Here is a 15,388-nt window from a genome sequence, read left to right on the forward strand (position 1 = left end):
TCTTCGCGAAGGCGGCCGGCCCGGCGGCTCACTCCCTCCGCAGCATGAAGTCGCGGCCGATCAGCCGCATGCCGATGCCGACGAAGGCCAGGGTGATGACGAGGAGGATGCCGCCGAGGGCGGACAGCACCTCGAAGTTCCCCTCCTCGCTCAGGTCGTAGAGCAGGACGGAGATCGTGCGCGTCTCCGGCCCCACCAGGAAGATGGCGGCGGAGAGCTCGCGGGTGGCGAGGATGAAGACCAGCAGCCAGCCGCCGAGCAGCGCCCTCTTGAGCAGCGGCGCCACCACCGCGCGGATCGCGGTCAGCCGGCCGCCGCCCAGGATCCGCACCGCCTCCTCCATCTCGGGATGGATCATCTGCATGCCGGCCGCGCCGTTGGCGTAGGCGATCGGCAGGAAGCGGGTGGTGAAGGCCAGGATCATCATCGTCATGGTGCCGTAGAGGAGCAGCGGCGGCCCGGCGTAGGCGGCGTAGAAGCCGATGGCCATGACGATGCCGGGGATGACGAAGGGGGCCATGCACAGGAAGGCCAGAACGGACCCGAAGGGGACCACGCCGCGCTTGACGATGTAGGCGATGGCGAGCGCCACGATCATCGCGAGCGTCGCGGAGGCGGCCGAGAAGACGAAGGTGTTGACGATCGCGCCCCAGGCGGCGTCGTGGCCGAACAGGAGGTAGGCGTAGTTGCCGAGCGTCAGGTTGCCCAGGGAGAAGCCGCGCCCCCAGGCCTTGGCGAAGGAGGCCTGGACGAGCGCGATCATCGGCGCCGCGACCGAGATCAGGCAGACGAAGCCGCACCAGCCGAGCAAGACCCAGCGCCAGGGGCCGAGCGGGATGAGGCGGCGCTCGCCGCCCTTGCCGGTCTGCGAGACGTAGCCCTTGCGGCCCAGCATCAGCTTCTGGACGAGGATCAGGAACGCGGTGATCAGCAGCAGCGGCATGGCGTAGGCGGCCGCGACCTCCGCGCGCACCGGCGCCTCGAAGAACTGCCAGAGCTGGGTGGTGACGACGTTGATCCGCGCCGGGATGCCGATGATCGCCGGCGTGCCGAACAGCGCGATGGTCTCGAGGAAGACCAGGATGACGCCGGCCAGGATGGCCGGCCAGACCAGCGGCAGGGTCACGCGCAGCGTCGTCAGCCAGGTGCCGGCGCCGAGGATGTTCGCCGCGTCCTCCATCTCCGAGGAGACGAGGTCGAGGCCGGACTTCGCGAATATGAAGATGAAGGGGTAGGCGTTCAGCGCGATGACGAAGGCGAGGCCCCAGAAGGTGTAGACGTTGACGATGCTGCCCTCGCTGCCGGTGAGCGTCGTCCAGGCCTGGTTGATCCAGCCCGAGTTCGGCCCGGCCAGCAGGATCCAGCCGATCGCGCCGAGATAGGGCGGGATGATGAAGGCGGCGAGCACGGTCAGCCAGGCGAAGCCGCGCCCGGGCATGTCGGTGCGCGAGCAGGCCCAGGCCATCGGCAGGGCGAGCGCCGCGCTGATCAGCGCGCTGACCGTGCCGAGAGCGAGCGAGTTCAGCAGCGCGTCCACGTAGCGCTGCCGCCCGTAGGCCGCGGCGTAGTTCGACAGGGTGAAGGCGCCGGTGCGCTCCGACCGCACGCTGCTGAGGAAGAGCTCCGCCACCGGCCAGACCACGAGGAACGCCAGCACGCCGATCAGCGCCACCCACAGGAGCGTCGCCGGCTCCACGTAGCGGATCCGGCGCAGCAGGGCATTCGCGGGCGTCTCGCCCCCGCGCGCGGCGGCTGCCTTGGGGGCCGCGGCGGCGGTGCTGCTGCTCATGCTCCGGCTCCTCCCCGTCGGTCCGCCCGGGCGGGCGGGGCGCTACACGCCGAAGGTCTCGCGCCAGAGCTCCTTCACCTCCGGGATCCCCTGCTCGATCTCCTCGGTGGTGGGGCGGATGAGCTTCACCTCGGCGAGGTTGCGCGCGCCGGGGAAGAGCGGCACGTCGCTCCGCACGATCTCGCTGAAGTTCTGGACCTGGACCTCGCTGGCGCGCCTGCCCATCAGGAATTCCACGAACAGCCGCGCCGCGTTCGGGTTGCGCGTGCCCTTCATGATCGCCGAGGGCGAGATCATCAGCAGCGTCCCGTCCTCGGGGTAGATGACGCCGAGCGGATTGCCGCGCGAGGCGCTGCGCAGCGTGGTCGCGCCCGGCCCCGCGCCGACCCAGCGCTCGCCGGAGTTCAGCATGGTGACGGTGTCGTTGATCGAGCGCCCGATCTGCGGCTTGTTCCGCTCCAGCCTGCGGAAGTAGTCCCAGCCGTAGAGCTTGCGCATCAGGACCACCCAGGTCCCGACGTAGCCGGAGAACCCCGGATGGCCGACCGTGACGCGGTTCTGCCACTTCGGGTCCAGGAGGTCGGTCCACTTCTGCGGACCTTCCTCGGGCTTCACCCTGTCGGTGTTGTAGTTGATCAGCACCGTGCCGATGGAGGTGGTGTGGTAGAAGCCGTCCGGATCGATGCCGCGCAGCGATTCGATGATCTCCGAGGTCCTCTCCGGCACGTACTTCTCGAGCCGCTCGTCCGCCTTCAGCCGGACGTAGTGGCCGACGTCGGTCGAGCTGAACACGTCGCAGTTCTGCACCCGCGCGCGCATGTCCTGCGTCAGGCGCTGGTACGCCACCTGCGCCGTCGTGCGCACGACCCGCGCCTGGACGCCGGGATAGGTCTCGTCGAAGGCGCGGCCGAGGGCCTCCGCCGTCTCGCTGTTGTAGTGCGCGACGTACCAGGTGACCTGCTCGTTGCGCGAGCGCGCGGCCTCGTACAGGGCGCGCTCGTGCCGGGTCATCTCGGGGGGCGTCTGGGCGCGCAGCAGCCCGGGAGCCGCCAGCCCCAGCCCCGCCAGGGCTCCGAACGCACGCCTGCCGAGGGGACGACCGCCGTTCATTGCTTCCTCCCTGCCGAGTGCGACCCGGCCGAGATTGCCGTCGCCGGGTTCCGGGTGTCAATCAAAGCGCGGTGCGCGTCCGCCGCGGGCTTCGCCTCGCGCCGCGGCACGCGCCCGCGCCGGAGACGCGTGCGCGTCGTTGATGAGCAGGTGCAGGACCGCGGCCACCACGCCGACCGCCGCGGTGAGCACCCAGACCGGGGTGTAGGATCCGGTCGCCTCCAGCAGATAGCCGCCGAGCGCCGCGCCCAGGAAGGATCCGATCTGGTGGCTCAGGAAGCACAGGCCAAACTGCGTGCCGAGATGGCGCGCGCCGAGCATGCGGTCGATCAGCGCGCTGGTCAGCGGCACGGTGCCGAGCCAGATCACCCCCATCCCCGCGGCGAAGAGGAGCACCACGGCGGGGCTCGGCGGCAGCGCGATCAGCGCGACGATCAGGCCCGCGCGCGCGAGGTAGAGCCACGCCAGGACGCGCTGCGGCCGCCAGCGCGATCCGGCCAGGCCGCACAGCCAGCTTCCGGCGACGTTGGCGACGCTGATCAGCGCGAGCGCGGCTGCCCCGACCGCGGCCGGAATGCCGCAGCGGACGACGTGCTCCGGGAGGTGGATGCCGATGAAGGCGAGCTGGAAGCCGCAGGCGAAGAAACCGAGCGTCAGCATTCGGAAGCCGGCGTGGCGCGACGCCGCCCCCAGCACCGCGGACAGCGCCGGAGGCGCCGGCGCCGGGCCGCGGACCGAAGCGGCCGCGCCACTGCGGCGACCGCCGGCGCGGAGCGCCAGGCCGAACGGCGCGCTGGCCAGCACCAGCGCGGCGAGCACCAGCAGCCCCGTCCCCGCCCCGCTCCGATCGAGGGAGGCCTGCGCCAGCGGGACGACCGCCACCGCGCCCGCGGCGCCGACGGCGCCGGCCAGTCCCATCACCGCGGAGCGCCGCCCCGGCGGGACCGCGCGCCCGGCCGCGGGGATCACCGTGCCGAAGCTGGTGCAGGCGAGGCCCAGGCCGACCAGCACGCCGAGGCCGAGCAGCGCCGCGGCGGGGCCCGGGGCGAGGACCACGGCGAGCAGGCCGGCCGCGTAGAGGGCGGCGCCGACCGCCGTCACGAGCGGCGCGCCGAACCGGTCCGCGGCGGCGCCGGCGAAGGGCTGCGCGAGGCCCCAGGACAGATTGTGCAGCGCGAAGGCGAAGGCGGCGAGCGACAGGGAAAGACCGGGAAGCGCCGCGAGCGGACCGAGGAACAGGCCGAAGCTCTGTCGCGCGCCCATGGACGCGGCCATCACGACGGCACCGAGCGCGACGGCGAGCAGCACGCGCGCAGGGACCGGCGGAGGGGGAGTGGCGGCCTCGCTGCCCATGCGGGTCTCCGGGGCATCGGGTCTGCGGTCCCACGGGTGTGGCCGCACGCTCGGAGGCGCTCAACCGAAAGGCCCTCAGCGCGCGTGAATCCCGCTCACAGGCGGCGAGGCCGCGATCCTCGCCCTGCCCGCTCTCCGGGTGCGCCTCGTGCGCCGCCTTGCAGCCGCTTCCTGAGCGCGCTGCGCGGTCTTCGCGCGATCTGGCTCCCGTCGCGGCCGGCGCGCCAGCGGCCTGTCGGGGCCCGCCGGGTGTGAGAACGGCGAACCTGGCGGCCGCGACCGGGCCTTCCTGCCGCCGCCGGATGCGAAGGAATGGCTTCCGGCGGACGGGGTGGCGCATTGCGCGGTGGCGGCGACGGAGCGGGTCGCGCCGGATGCCTTCATGGCGCGGCCGATCCGGGCGGCCGCTGTCGCTGTTGATCTGCGTCTGGGCCGATCTTCTCCTCGCGGCGCATCGAGCGGGCGACGCGCCGCGACATCGGCGTTCGTCGCGTCGCGGCGAGCCCGCGCCTTGCCCACGACGCCACCGCGGCCTTCCGCCGGGCCAGCGGCGCCGCCTTCGAGGCGGCCTTCCCGCGGGTGCCGCCGCCGGCGCGCGGTAGCAGGCTACCCATGCCGGGAACGGTCCCGATCGACGGCGCCAGGCTCGACGCCAGCGCCTCCAGAGCCGATCGCGGACGGCCGGAACAGCCGGGAGCGTGAATCGGCTCGGCCAACGACGGGCGGGAGCCGTTGCGGCGAGTTCAGCTGAGCGAAAACGGCTCCAGGATCCGCCCGGTCCGCGGCGACCGGGCGAAGGCGTTGCGCGGAGATCGCGGCCCTGAAGCGGCGCTGGCGGACCCGCCGCGCGTCATCGGACACCTGTTCGCCGAACTTCGTCGCGCCGATCCGCTGCCCGCATCGCAGGCGCACATTCGGCCGCCGCCCGACTGCAGGTGGCCCGGGTCGTGCTGGCGCCGGAGTCGTCTTGATCGGCGCGCGCCGCCCCGTAGCAAGAGTTGGGCGGCTCACCCCTGGCGCGGGCGGAAGACCATGTCGAGGAACCGCCCGAGGTCGCGGTTCGAACGCGTCCGGACCGCCTCGTCGGCGCCCATCATGTAGGGCCGATCCTCGACGCAGGCGGCGAGGATGAGGCGCCGCAGGAACGGCCCCGTCATCGGCAGCCCGGTCCGCAGGTCCCACACCCGTCCGTCCGCGCCGACGCTCAGCCGGCAGGCGCCGAGGAGACGTCCGATGCGCAGCGGCGGCGTCCCGCCGTCCCATTGGTGCAGCGCCTCGGGGTAGGCGATCACGGTGGCCGCCGACCCGCCGCGCCGCAGGTCCTCGGCGAACGCGGCGCAGCGGTCGGGGTCGATCAGCTCGTCCCCGGTGCCGTAGAGCATGAGCACCGGCGCGCCGGTCGTGCGCGCCTCCTCGAAGCGCGCGAGGCACGGGCCGTAGAAGGCGACGTGGCCGGCGAAGCGCTGGCCCTCCGGCGCCAGCCGCTCCGCGACCGTCGCCCAGACCCCGTACATCGCCGCCATGGCGCCGTAGGAGAAGCCGACAAGGACGACGCGGTCGGGGTCGATCTCGGGGTGCCGCCGGGGCAGGTGGCGCAGCGCCGCGTAGGCGTCGGCGAGCGCCATCGTCTCGGTGATCTCGATCAGGCGCTCGGTGAAGCCGAGGGCCCGGTCGCGGCGGGCGGCGAAGACGTCGAGGACGACCGCCGCCGCGCCCATCGCCGCGAGCTGGCGCGCATAGGTGATCTCGCGCGCGTACCGTATCCCGCCGGCACCGTGCAGCATGACGACGGCGGGGATGGAGCGCGGCGGCGCCGGCCTGGCCTCGTCGGACCGCGGCATGTAGAGCCGGCCGAGCGCGGTCGTCGGCTCGGCCCGTGCCGCGTCGGCGGGGACGAAGGGGCTGCTGCTCGGGAAGGCGACGTCCACGCCGGCGATGCCGGCGACCTCGGCCGGCGCGGGCCACGGGTCGCGCAGATGCCAGCCTTCCTGTGCCGGGGATGGCGCCGCGAGGCCGGCAGCCGAGACGAAGGCCAGGGCCGCGCGGCGCAGCCACCGCCAGGGACCGCGGCGGCAGCGGCAGGGCGGCGCCCGGCGCCGCGACGCGCCTGACGGGCCGCCGCCGGATTCGACGGACGCGATGGCCGCGCCTCCCGCCTCGTACGCCGGGTGCGGTGCCGGCCGCGCATCGCCGCCCGGGCCCGCGCGCCGGCCGGAACCTGCCGGCGGCATGGCCGGGCCGAGATGCGCGCCGGCCCCCGATCCACGCCGTGCGCGGCGCCCGCGGTGCCGGCGCCGCCGTGCGGCAGCCGATGCTGCCGGCGCCGGTCGCCAGCGATGCACGGGACGTGAAGCCATGACTCGCGCGGGTGCCTTGCGCCGTGGGCATCGCACGGTGGACCCGCCGATGGCAACCGCGATCGGTACGCGGCCAGGGCGGGGCGCCCGCAAATCGCCTCGATCCCCGGCTCGCAAGGGGCGGGATGCGTCGCCGCGGCGATCGCCCCGAAGGCGGCACCTGGACATGCGCGCCGGCCTTGCGCACGGTTGATCCGCCGTGCGCAGCGGGCATCCTGCGCAGGCCATCCGACAACGAACCGACGACGGAGGAGGAGACACATGCGACGGTCCTTGGTGTTCGCGTCTGCCCTGGCCCTCGGCCTCGGCATCCTGGCGGGGCAGGCCGGGGCGCAGCAGCGCCCTGCGCAGCGCGACGCCGTTCGCATCGGCATCCTGAGCGACATGTCGGGCAGCTTCGCCGACGTGGCGGGACCGGGCTCGGTCGTGGCCGCGCAGCTGGCGGCGGAGGATTTCGGCGGCCGCGCGGCGGGGCTGCCGGTGCAGATCGTCTCCGGCGACCACCAGAACCGCGCCGACGTCGGTTCCGCCCTCGCGCGCCGGTGGGTGGACGTGGATGGCGTGGACGCCATCGTGGACCTGCCGAACTCCGCGGTCGCGCTCGCGGTCGGTGACGTGGTCCGCAACGCCAACCGGACCATGCTGGTGACCGCCGCCGTGACCACCCGGCTCACCGGCGACGCCTGCTCGCCCAACACGGTCCACTACTCGCTCGACAACTGGTCGATGGCGAACGTGCCGAGCCGCGCGCTGGTGCGGGAGGGCGGCTCGACCTGGTTCTACATCACCGCCGACTACGTCTTCGGCCACGATCTGGAGCAGCAGTCGGCCAACGCGGTGCGGCGGGCCGGGGGCCGGGTCCTCGGCTCGGTGCGGCACCCGCTGGGGACGGCGGACTTCTCCTCCGTGCTGCTGCAGGCCCAGGCCTCGCGCGCCGAGGTGGTCGCGCTGGCCAATTCGCAGGCCGACTTCATCAACGCCATGAAGCAGGCGGGCGAGTTCGGCCTCACCCGGCGCGGCCAGCGCGTGCTCGGCCTCGCGGTCTACGTGTCGGACATCGTCTCCCTCGGGCTCGAGGCGACGCAGGGGGCGATCGTCACCGGCAACTGGTACTGGGACATGAACGACGGCACGCGCGACTTCGCCCGGCGCTTTGCCGCGCGGCACAACGGCCGGATGCCGACCGCGCTGCAGGCCAACGTCTACGCCGCGGTGCTGCATTTCCTGAAGGCCGTGGACGCGGTGGGCGGCTCGACCGACGGGCGGGCGGTGGTCGCGCGGATGAAGGAGATGCCCACCGACGACCGGCTGTTCGGCCGCGGCTCGATCCGCGCCGACGGGCGGCGCATGAGCCCGGTCTACGTCTTCCAGGTGAAGGCGCCCGGCGAGTCGAGCGGCCCCTACGACGTCTACCGCCTGGTCCGCGAGGTGCCGATCGAGGAGGCCTACCGTCCGATCGAGGAGGGCGGCTGCCCGCTGGTGGCGGGCGGCCGCAGGGGCGGCTAGGAAACCGCCGACCATCGCCTCGTCGCCCAGGCGCACGCCCGGTGCGGTGGGCGCGGACCGGTTCCGGACCGAACGGAGGGAGCCCCGACCGATGAAGCGACGCGGCGCGATCACGGCCGGGATCGAGCGCCACCTGCCCGAGCTGGTCGCGCTGCGGCGCGACATCCACGCCCACCCCGAACTCGGCAACGAGGAGACGCGCACCGCCGCGCTGGTCGCCGACCGGCTGCGCCGCTGGGGCATCGAGACCACCGAGCGCGTCGGCGGGACCGGCGTCGTCGGCACGCTGAGGGGGCGACGGCCGGGGCAGGGCGCGATCGCGCTGCGCGCGGACATGGACGCCCTCGCGCTGACCGAGCAGACCGGTCTTCCCTACGCCTCCGCCAACCCCGGCCGCATGCACGCCTGCGGCCATGACGGCCACACCGCCATGCTGCTCGGCGCCGCGCGGGTGCTGGCCGAGGATCCCGACTTCGCCGGCACCGTGCACTTCATCTTCCAGCCCGCCGAGGAGGGCCGCGGCGGCGCGAAGGCGATGCTCGACGACGGCCTGTTCGACCGCTTCCCCTGCGATGCGGTGTACGGCCTGCACAACATGCCGGGCCTCCCGGTCGGCCGGTTCGCGGCGCGCAAGGGGCCGATGATGGCGGCCTCCGGCCGGTGGACGGTGACCTTCCGCGGCACCGGCGGTCACGGCGGCAATTCGCCGCACAGCGCGACCGACCTCGCCGTCGCGCAGGCGATCTTCGTGCAGGCGCTGCAGGGCGTCGTCAGCCGGGACGTGCCGGCGCTGGAGTCGGTGGTGATCAGCGTCGGCCACATCGGCGGGGGCTCGATCGAGGCGCTGAACGTGATGCCCGCCGAGCTGGTGGTGGGCGGCACGATGCGCGCCTTCAACGCGCCGATGCAGGCGCTGGTGGAGCGGCGCATCCGCGAACTCGCCGAGCTGTCGGCCGCCACGCAGGGGGCGAGCGCGGAGACGCGGCTCTGGTGGAACGCGGTGCCGCTGGTCAACCACGGCCCGCAGACCGAGGCCGCCCTCGCCGCAGCGCGCCGCGTCGCCGGCGCCGACCGGGTGGACGCGGAGACGGCGCCCGTCACCGGCGGCGAGGACTTCGCCTACATGCTGCAGGCCAGGCCCGGCGCCTTCGTGTTCCTCGGCAACGGCACGGCCGGCGAGCGCGGCGGCGCGTGCCACGACCTGCACTCGCCGCTCTACGACTTCAACGACGCGGCGCTCCCGCACGGCGTCGCCTACTGGGTGGCGCTGGTGCGGCAGGAGCTGGGGGGCGGATCGTCCGACGCCTGACGCGCGCCGGTCCGGACCGCCCGGCCGGGGGTCCGGTCGGCCGGCGCATCGCCCCCGGCGACAGGGCGCCGCGGCCACTTCACGCTCCCGGCTGTCCCCGGCCGTCCGCGATCTGCCCTAGGAAGGCTCGTCCTCCAGGCGCGGCAGGACCTCGGCGCGGGCGCGGGCGACGTCCGCCGCGAAGTCGATCTCGATCCAGGGCAGGCCGGTGACATCGGCGGCGCCGAACCGGTGCGGCGCCGCGAGGATCAGGTCGCGGATCGCCTCCTCGTACTCCAGCGCCGTGCGCCCCGCCTCGACATGGGCGGCGCAGCGGTCGGCGAGGGCGGCGGCCATCGCGCCGGAGAAGCGGAAGAAGCCGACCGACTCGCCGTGCCAGTCGTGCGCGTGCTCGGGCCGCTTGCGGAAGTCCACGATCCGGTCGCCGCGGAAGCAGACCTTGACCGGCTCCTCGCCCGGCTCGATGTCGCGGTCCACGAGCAGGACGTTCTCGCCGGGCGCCGCCAGGAGCCGCGCGATCATCCGCCGGTCGTAGAGGACATCGCCGTCCATCAGCAGCAGCGGGCCGCCGCCCGCGCGCAGGCGGTCCGCCTGCGCCCAGAGCGAGACCAGGCTGCCCTCCCGGTAGCGGGGATTGTGGACGAAGCGGACGCGCTCGCCCTCGCCGAGGCGCGCGACCTCGGCCTCGATCCGCTCCCGTCCGTGCCCGACGGTGATGCTGACCTCCTCGACCCCGCAGGCCCGCAGCGCCGCCAGGTGGCGCTCGAGGAGCGTCCGGCCGCCGAACTCGAGCAGGACCTTCGGCCGGCCATCGGCGGCGCCGAGCCGCCGCCCGACCCCGGCCGCCAGGATGATCGCGGAGGCGGTCGGCCCATGCTGCGACAAGGAACGGCTCCTCCCCGGGGATGACACTGCGGCGAAATCCCGATTACGGTGGCCTTCGGCCCACGCGCCGACCATGTCCGCGTCTACACCGGGAGGCTGCATTTTGGGAGACGTCGTTCCGTCCGGCCTGCGGGGCTTCGAGTCCGCCCTCCGCCCCCCCGCGACGCGCTTCGCGGCGCTGCGGCGCGAGATCGCCTCGCCCTCGCTCTCCTTCCTGATGGAGGCCCATGACGGCCTCTCGGCGAAGATCGTCGAGGAGGCGGGCTTCCGCGGGATCTGGGCGTCGGGCCTCACCATGTCGGCCGCGCTCGGCCTGCGCGACAGCAACGAGGCGTCGTGGACGCAGGTGCTCGACGTCCTCGAATACATGGCCGACGCCACGACCCTGCCGATCCTGGTGGACGGCGACACCGGCCACGGCAATTTCAACAACGTCCGCCGCTTCGTGCGCAAGCTGTGCGAGCGCGGCCTCGCCGGCGTCTGCCTCGAGGACAAGCTGTTCCCCAAGACCAACTCCTTCATCGGCGAGGGGCAGCCGCTCGCCGACATCGAGGAGTTCTGCGGCCGCATCAAGGCGGGCAAGGACAGCCAGCTCGACGACGACTTCGTCCTCGTCGCCCGCGTCGAGGCGCTGGTCTCCGGTCTCGGCATGGAGGAGGCGCTGCGCCGGGCGGAGGCCTACCACCGCGCCGGGGCGGACGCGATCCTGATCCACTCCAAGCAGTCCACCGCCGACGAGATCTTCGCCTTCGCCCGGCACTGGGCCAATCGCGCGCCGCTGGTGATCGTGCCGACCATGTACTACGCCACGCCGACCGCGCTGTTCCGCGAGGCGGGCATCTCGACCGTGATCTGGGCCAACCACCTGCTGCGCGCGGCGATCGTCGCCATGCGCGAGACGGCGGCCCGCATCCGCCGGGACGAGTCCCTGCTGCGGGTCGAGGGCCAGGTGGCGTCGGTGAAGGACATCTTCCGCCTGGTCGGCAACGCGGAGCTCGAGCAGGCCGAGAAGCGCTACCTGCCGGCCAGGCCGACGGCGGCGGCGATCGTGCTCGCGGCCTCGGGGGGCGATCCCGGCGGCTCGGGCGCCGGCCGGCCGAAATGCATGGTGGACATCCGCGGGCGGTCGCTGCTCGCGACCCTCGTCGGCACGCTGCGGGAGAGCGGCATCCGCGACATCGCCGTGGTGCGCGGCTACGGCAGGGAGGCGGTGCGGCTCGGCGGCGTGCGGATGGTGGACAACGACCGCCATGCCGAGACCGGCGAGGCCTGGTCCCTCGCCTGCGCGCGCGAGGCGATCCGGGGCGAGACGGTCCTCGCCTATGGCGACGTGCTGTTCCGCCGGTATGTCCTCGATTCCCTCCTGGCCAGCGGCGCCGATGCGGTCCTCGCGGTGGACGCCTCGGGCGGCGCGCGGCGGGGCCCCTCGCCGAGCCTCCCCGATCTGGTGGTCGCCGACCGCCGCTTCTCGGGGCACTTCCTGGACGACGCCCCGGCGCATCTCCGCCGCGTGGCGAACGACATCCCGCCGGAGGAGGCCTGCGGCGAGTGGATGGGCCTCGCCCGCTTCAGCGCCCGCGGCGCCGGGTGGCTGCGCGAGGAGATCGCCGCGCTCGAGGCCGAAGGGCTGCTCGAGACCGCCGACCTGCCGCTCCTCCTGACCCGCCTCGCCGCGCGCCATCCGGTCCAGGTCCTCTACTTCACCGGCCCCTGCTGGCTCGACGTGGACACCCTCGGCGACCTCGCCGAGGCCCGCAACTTCGGCTAGCCTGCGCGCCCCATGATCGCAGCGAGCGACTTCTTCGCCGAGGCCGCCCGCGCCGGCTTCGACTTCTACACCGGCGTGCCGTGCAGCTTCCTCACGCCGCTGATCAACGGCGCGCTCTCCGCGCCCGGCCTCGCCTATGTCGGCGCCGCGAGCGAGGGCGAGGCCGTCGCCATCGCCGCGGGGGCGTGGCTCGCCGGGCGCCAGACGGTCGTGATGTGCCAGAACTCCGGCCTCGGCAACGCGGTCAACCCGCTCACCTCGCTGAACGAGCCCTTCCGCATCCCGACCCTGCTGATCGTCACCTGGCGCGGCGAGCCCGGCATCCCCGACGAGCCGCAGCACGCGCTGATGGGACGCATCACGCAGGACCTGCTCGCGGTCATCGGCGTGCCGCACGCGCCCTTCCCCGCCGCGCGCGAGGCCCTCGCCCCCGCCTTCGCCGAGGCGACGGAGCGGATGCGGAGCACCGGCCTCCCCTTCGCCTTCGTCATGCGCAAGGGCGACGTGGCGGAGGAGGAGCTGCGCCCGGCCGACCGCCCGCTGCCGGCGCCGGGCCGCCGCGCCGACTTCCCCGCCGGCGCCGCCGGGCGGCCCGCGCGCGCGGCGGCGCTGGAGCGCTTCCTGCGGCTCGTCCCGGAGAACGGCGCGGTGATCGCGACGACGGGCAAATGCGGGCGGGAGCTCTTCACCCTCGCCGACCGGCCGCAGCACCTCTACCAGGTCGGCTCGATGGGCGGGGCGAGCGGCATGGCGCTCGGCGTCGCGCTGAACACCCGCGCGCCGGTCTTCGTCCTCGACGGGGACGGCGCGGCGCTGATGAAGCTCGGCACCTTCGCCACCATCGGCGCCTGCGCCCCGCGCAACCTCGTCCACATCCTGCTCGACAACGGCGTGCACGATTCGACCGGCGGCCAGCCGACCGTCTCGGCCTCGGTGGACTTCGCCGCCGTCGCGCTCGCCTGCGGCTACGCCTACGCCGCCGCCTGCGCCGGTCTCGACGGGTTCGAGGCCGCCTTGCGCGAGGCGATGGCCCGGCCCGGACCGGCGCTGATCCATCTGCGCATCGCGCCCGGCTCGATGGCGAAGCTCGGGCGCCCGACCGTGCCGCCGCCGGAGGTGGCGCGGCGCTTCCGGGCGTTCCTGGCCGGCGTCGCCGCGGCCGCGGCGGGACGGGACGCGGCGGCGGCCGCGTGACCCGCTGGTCGGCCCTCGTCACCCTCCTGGTGGGGCTCGCGGTCGCCGCCTACCTCGTCGGCGCGAACGAGCCGGACGAGATCCTCCGCCTTCTCGGCGCCGTTGGCTGGTGGGGGATGCTCGCCGTCCTCGCCCTGCGGCTGCCGCAGATCCTGTTCGCCGCCCTGGGCTGGGCGCCGCTGATCGACGCGCCCGGGCGCCCCGGATGGGGCGCGCTCGTCCGGATGCGGTGGATCCGCGACGCGGTGAACGCGCTGCTGCCGGTGGCGCAGGTCGGCGGGGACGTCGTGCGCGCCCAGCTCCTCGTCCGCTGCGGCGGGACCCGCACCGTCCCGGCGACCGCCAGCGTCGCCGTGGACCTGGCGACCGAGCTGGCCGCGCTGTTCGCGTTCGCCGCGATCGGGCTCGCGGTGCTGCTGCATCTGCCGCATAGGGGCGACGCCACCGGCTGGCTGGTCGCCGCGACGGCTCTGTGCGGCGCCATGGCGTTCGGCTTCCTCGCGGCGCAGCGCCGGGGCCTGTTCCGCCTGGTGGAGCGCCTGCTGCCGAGGATGACCGTCGGATCGGCCCGCGCGGGGCGCGCCGCGGCCGGGATGGCGGGGCTGCACGAGGCGGTCCTCCGCCTCCACCGCGCGCCGCGCCGGCTCTGGTCGAGCGGGGCCGCGCACCTCGCCTCCTGGCTCCTCGGCACGCTGGAGACCTGGGCGGCGCTGCGCCTCCTCGGCATCGAGGTCGGCCTGGCCGAGGCGCTGGTGATCGAGAGCCTCGGCCAGTTGGCGCGCAGCCTGGGATTCATGATACCCGGCGCCCTCGGCGTGCAGGAGGGCGGCTTCGTCCTCGCCTGCGGCCTGTTCGGCATCCCGCCGGAGCAGGCCCTGGCCTTCGCGCTGATCCGCCGGATCCGCGACATCGCGCTCGGCCTGCCGGGCCTGGTCGCCTGGCGGTGGGGGGCGATGGCGGAGGCGCGCGCCGCCGCTGCGGCTGCCGGGACCGCACGGAGGACCCCGCCGCGATGAACGGCGACCCCATCCTGCTCACCCCCGGGCCGCTCACCACCCGCCTCGCGACGCGCCAGGCGATGCTGCGCGACTGGGGCTCCCGCGACCCCGCCTTCGTCGCGCTCACGGCCGAGCTGCGCGCGCGCCTGCTGGCCGTCGCGCAGGGCGAGGCCACGCATGCCTGCGTGCCGCTGCAGGGTTCCGGCACCTTCGTCGTCGAGGCGGCGATCGCCACCCTGGTCCGCCCCGCCGACAAGCTGCTGGTGCTGGCCAACGGCGCCTATGGCGAGCGCATCGCGGCGATCGCCGGGCGCCTCGGCCGCCCGGCGCAGGTCCTGCGCTGGCCCGAGGACCGCCCGGTCGAGGCGGATCGCGTCGCCGAAGCGCTGCGCGCCGACCCGGCCCTGACCCACGTCGCCCTGGTGCACTGCGAGACGACGACCGGCCTGCTCAACCCGCTCGCCGAGGTCGCGCAGGCGGTCGCCGGCGCCGGACGGCACCTCCTCCTCGACGCGATGAGCAGCTTCGGCGCGATCGGGATAGACCTCCGCTCCGTCCCGGTGACGGCGGTCATGGCGTCCGCGAACAAGTGCCTGGAGGGCGTGCCCGGCCTCGGCTTCGCCCTCGTCGCGCGGGAGGCCCTGGGGCGCGCCGCCGGCGTCAGCCCCTCGCTCAGCCTCGACCTGCACGAGCAGTGGCTCGGCTTCGAGAAGGACGGCCAGTGGCGCTTCACCCCGCCGGTGCAGGTGGTGGCGGCGCTGGTCGAGGCGCTGCGGCAGCTCGAGGCGGAGGGCGGGCCCGCCGCGCGGCTCGCGCGCTATCGCGAGAACTTCCGCACCCTGCTCTCCGGCATGCGCCGCCTCGGCTTCGAGCTGTACCTGGACGAGGCGGTGCAGGCCCCGATCATCGCGACCTTCCGCATGCCGCGGGGCCGCCCGCTGCGCTTCGCGTCCTTCTACGACGCGCTCGCGGCCCGCGGCTTCCTCATCTACCCGGGCAAGCTGACCCGGGCCGAGACCTTCCGGATCGGCTGCATCGGCGCCCTCGACCGCCGGGACTTCGAGCGGCTGCTCGGCGCGATCGAGGCGACGCTCGCGGCGTCCGGGCCCGCCGCCTGAG

At 74.4% G+C, this 15,388-nt stretch carries 11 protein-coding genes; 6 read left to right on the forward strand and 5 right to left on the reverse strand.

Annotation, left to right across the window (positions count from 1 at the left end):
- Positions 1-28: 28 nt before the first annotated feature.
- The 4 genes from IEX99_RS13160 to IEX99_RS13175 all read right to left on the reverse strand — a co-directional run bounded on the left by IEX99_RS13160 (position 29) and on the right by IEX99_RS13175 (position 6,180).
- Positions 29-1,789 (reverse strand): ABC transporter permease, encoded by a 1,761-nt coding sequence (locus IEX99_RS13160; RefSeq protein ID WP_188900965.1) that lies wholly within the window; start codon positions 1,787-1,789, stop codon positions 29-31.
- A gap of 42 nt (positions 1,790-1,831) precedes the next feature.
- On the reverse strand, positions 1,832-2,899 hold the full coding sequence (locus tag IEX99_RS13165; protein WP_188900967.1) for an ABC transporter substrate-binding protein: 1,068 nt from the start codon (positions 2,897-2,899) through the stop codon (positions 1,832-1,834).
- Positions 2,900-2,956: 57 nt separating this feature from the next.
- A complete protein-coding gene (locus IEX99_RS13170; RefSeq protein WP_188900969.1) occupies positions 2,957-4,252 on the reverse strand; it encodes an MFS transporter in 1,296 nt (431 codons plus the stop codon).
- A gap of 1,007 nt (positions 4,253-5,259) precedes the next feature.
- Positions 5,260-6,180 carry a dienelactone hydrolase family protein gene (locus IEX99_RS13175; protein ID WP_229678007.1) on the reverse strand — a complete coding sequence of 307 codons (921 nt, stop codon included), beginning with the start codon at positions 6,178-6,180 and terminating at the stop codon, positions 5,260-5,262.
- A gap of 690 nt (positions 6,181-6,870) precedes the next feature.
- Here IEX99_RS13175 and IEX99_RS13180 point away from each other — a divergent pair.
- Positions 6,871-8,115 carry an ABC transporter substrate-binding protein gene (locus IEX99_RS13180; protein ID WP_188900971.1) on the forward strand — a complete coding sequence of 415 codons (1,245 nt, stop codon included), beginning with the start codon at positions 6,871-6,873 and terminating at the stop codon, positions 8,113-8,115.
- A 91-nt stretch (positions 8,116-8,206) separates the two neighbouring features.
- Positions 8,207-9,424: a M20 aminoacylase family protein gene (locus IEX99_RS13185; protein WP_188900974.1), complete on the forward strand. Its 1,218-nt coding sequence runs from the start codon at positions 8,207-8,209 to the stop codon at positions 9,422-9,424.
- A gap of 117 nt (positions 9,425-9,541) precedes the next feature.
- Here the strand turns inward: IEX99_RS13185 and IEX99_RS13190 are convergent, their stop codons facing one another.
- Positions 9,542-10,309, reverse strand: a complete 768-nt coding sequence (locus IEX99_RS13190; protein ID WP_229678008.1) for a phosphocholine cytidylyltransferase family protein — start codon at positions 10,307-10,309, stop codon at positions 9,542-9,544.
- A 103-nt stretch (positions 10,310-10,412) separates the two neighbouring features.
- Between IEX99_RS13190 and aepX the strand changes: the two genes are divergently transcribed.
- Genes aepX through IEX99_RS13210 form a run of 4 tightly spaced genes read left to right on the forward strand, consistent with a single transcriptional unit; the run spans position 10,413 to position 15,387 of the window.
- On the forward strand, positions 10,413-12,077 hold the full coding sequence (aepX, locus tag IEX99_RS13195) for a phosphoenolpyruvate mutase (RefSeq protein ID WP_229678009.1): 1,665 nt from the start codon (positions 10,413-10,415) through the stop codon (positions 12,075-12,077).
- Between the two features lie 12 nt (positions 12,078-12,089).
- A complete protein-coding gene (gene aepY / locus IEX99_RS13200) occupies positions 12,090-13,271 on the forward strand; it encodes a phosphonopyruvate decarboxylase (RefSeq protein ID WP_188900980.1) in 1,182 nt (393 codons plus the stop codon).
- On the forward strand, positions 13,268-14,287 hold the full coding sequence (locus IEX99_RS13205; RefSeq protein WP_188900982.1) for a lysylphosphatidylglycerol synthase domain-containing protein: 1,020 nt from the start codon (positions 13,268-13,270) through the stop codon (positions 14,285-14,287). Before aepY ends, IEX99_RS13205 begins: the two co-directional genes overlap by 4 nt.
- On the forward strand, positions 14,284-15,387 hold the full coding sequence (locus IEX99_RS13210; protein WP_188900984.1) for a 2-aminoethylphosphonate--pyruvate transaminase: 1,104 nt from the start codon (positions 14,284-14,286) through the stop codon (positions 15,385-15,387). The genes IEX99_RS13205 and IEX99_RS13210 overlap by 4 nt, the downstream gene beginning before the upstream one ends.
- Position 15,388: the final 1 nt, after the last annotated feature.

It is taken from the genome of Caldovatus sediminis, from assembly GCF_014644455.1.
GTDB lineage: Bacteria > Pseudomonadota > Alphaproteobacteria > Acetobacterales > Acetobacteraceae > Caldovatus > Caldovatus sediminis.

Excerpts from the sequence above, each read along its gene's own strand:
- IEX99_RS13160 (WP_188900965.1), bottom strand. The coding sequence starts at position 1,789 with ATGAGCAGCAGCACCGCCGCCGCGGCCCCCAAGGCAGCCGCCGCGCGC.
- IEX99_RS13165 (WP_188900967.1), bottom strand. The coding sequence starts at position 2,899 with ATGAACGGCGGTCGTCCCCTCGGCAGGCGTGCGTTCGGAGCCCTGGCG.
- IEX99_RS13170 (WP_188900969.1), bottom strand. The coding sequence starts at position 4,252 with ATGGGCAGCGAGGCCGCCACTCCCCCTCCGCCGGTCCCTGCGCGCGTG.
- IEX99_RS13180 (WP_188900971.1), top strand. The coding sequence starts at position 6,871 with ATGCGACGGTCCTTGGTGTTCGCGTCTGCCCTGGCCCTCGGCCTCGGC.
- IEX99_RS13185 (WP_188900974.1), top strand. The coding sequence starts at position 8,207 with ATGAAGCGACGCGGCGCGATCACGGCCGGGATCGAGCGCCACCTGCCC.
- aepY (WP_188900980.1), top strand. The coding sequence starts at position 12,090 with ATGATCGCAGCGAGCGACTTCTTCGCCGAGGCCGCCCGCGCCGGCTTC.
- IEX99_RS13210 (WP_188900984.1), top strand. The coding sequence starts at position 14,284 with ATGAACGGCGACCCCATCCTGCTCACCCCCGGGCCGCTCACCACCCGC.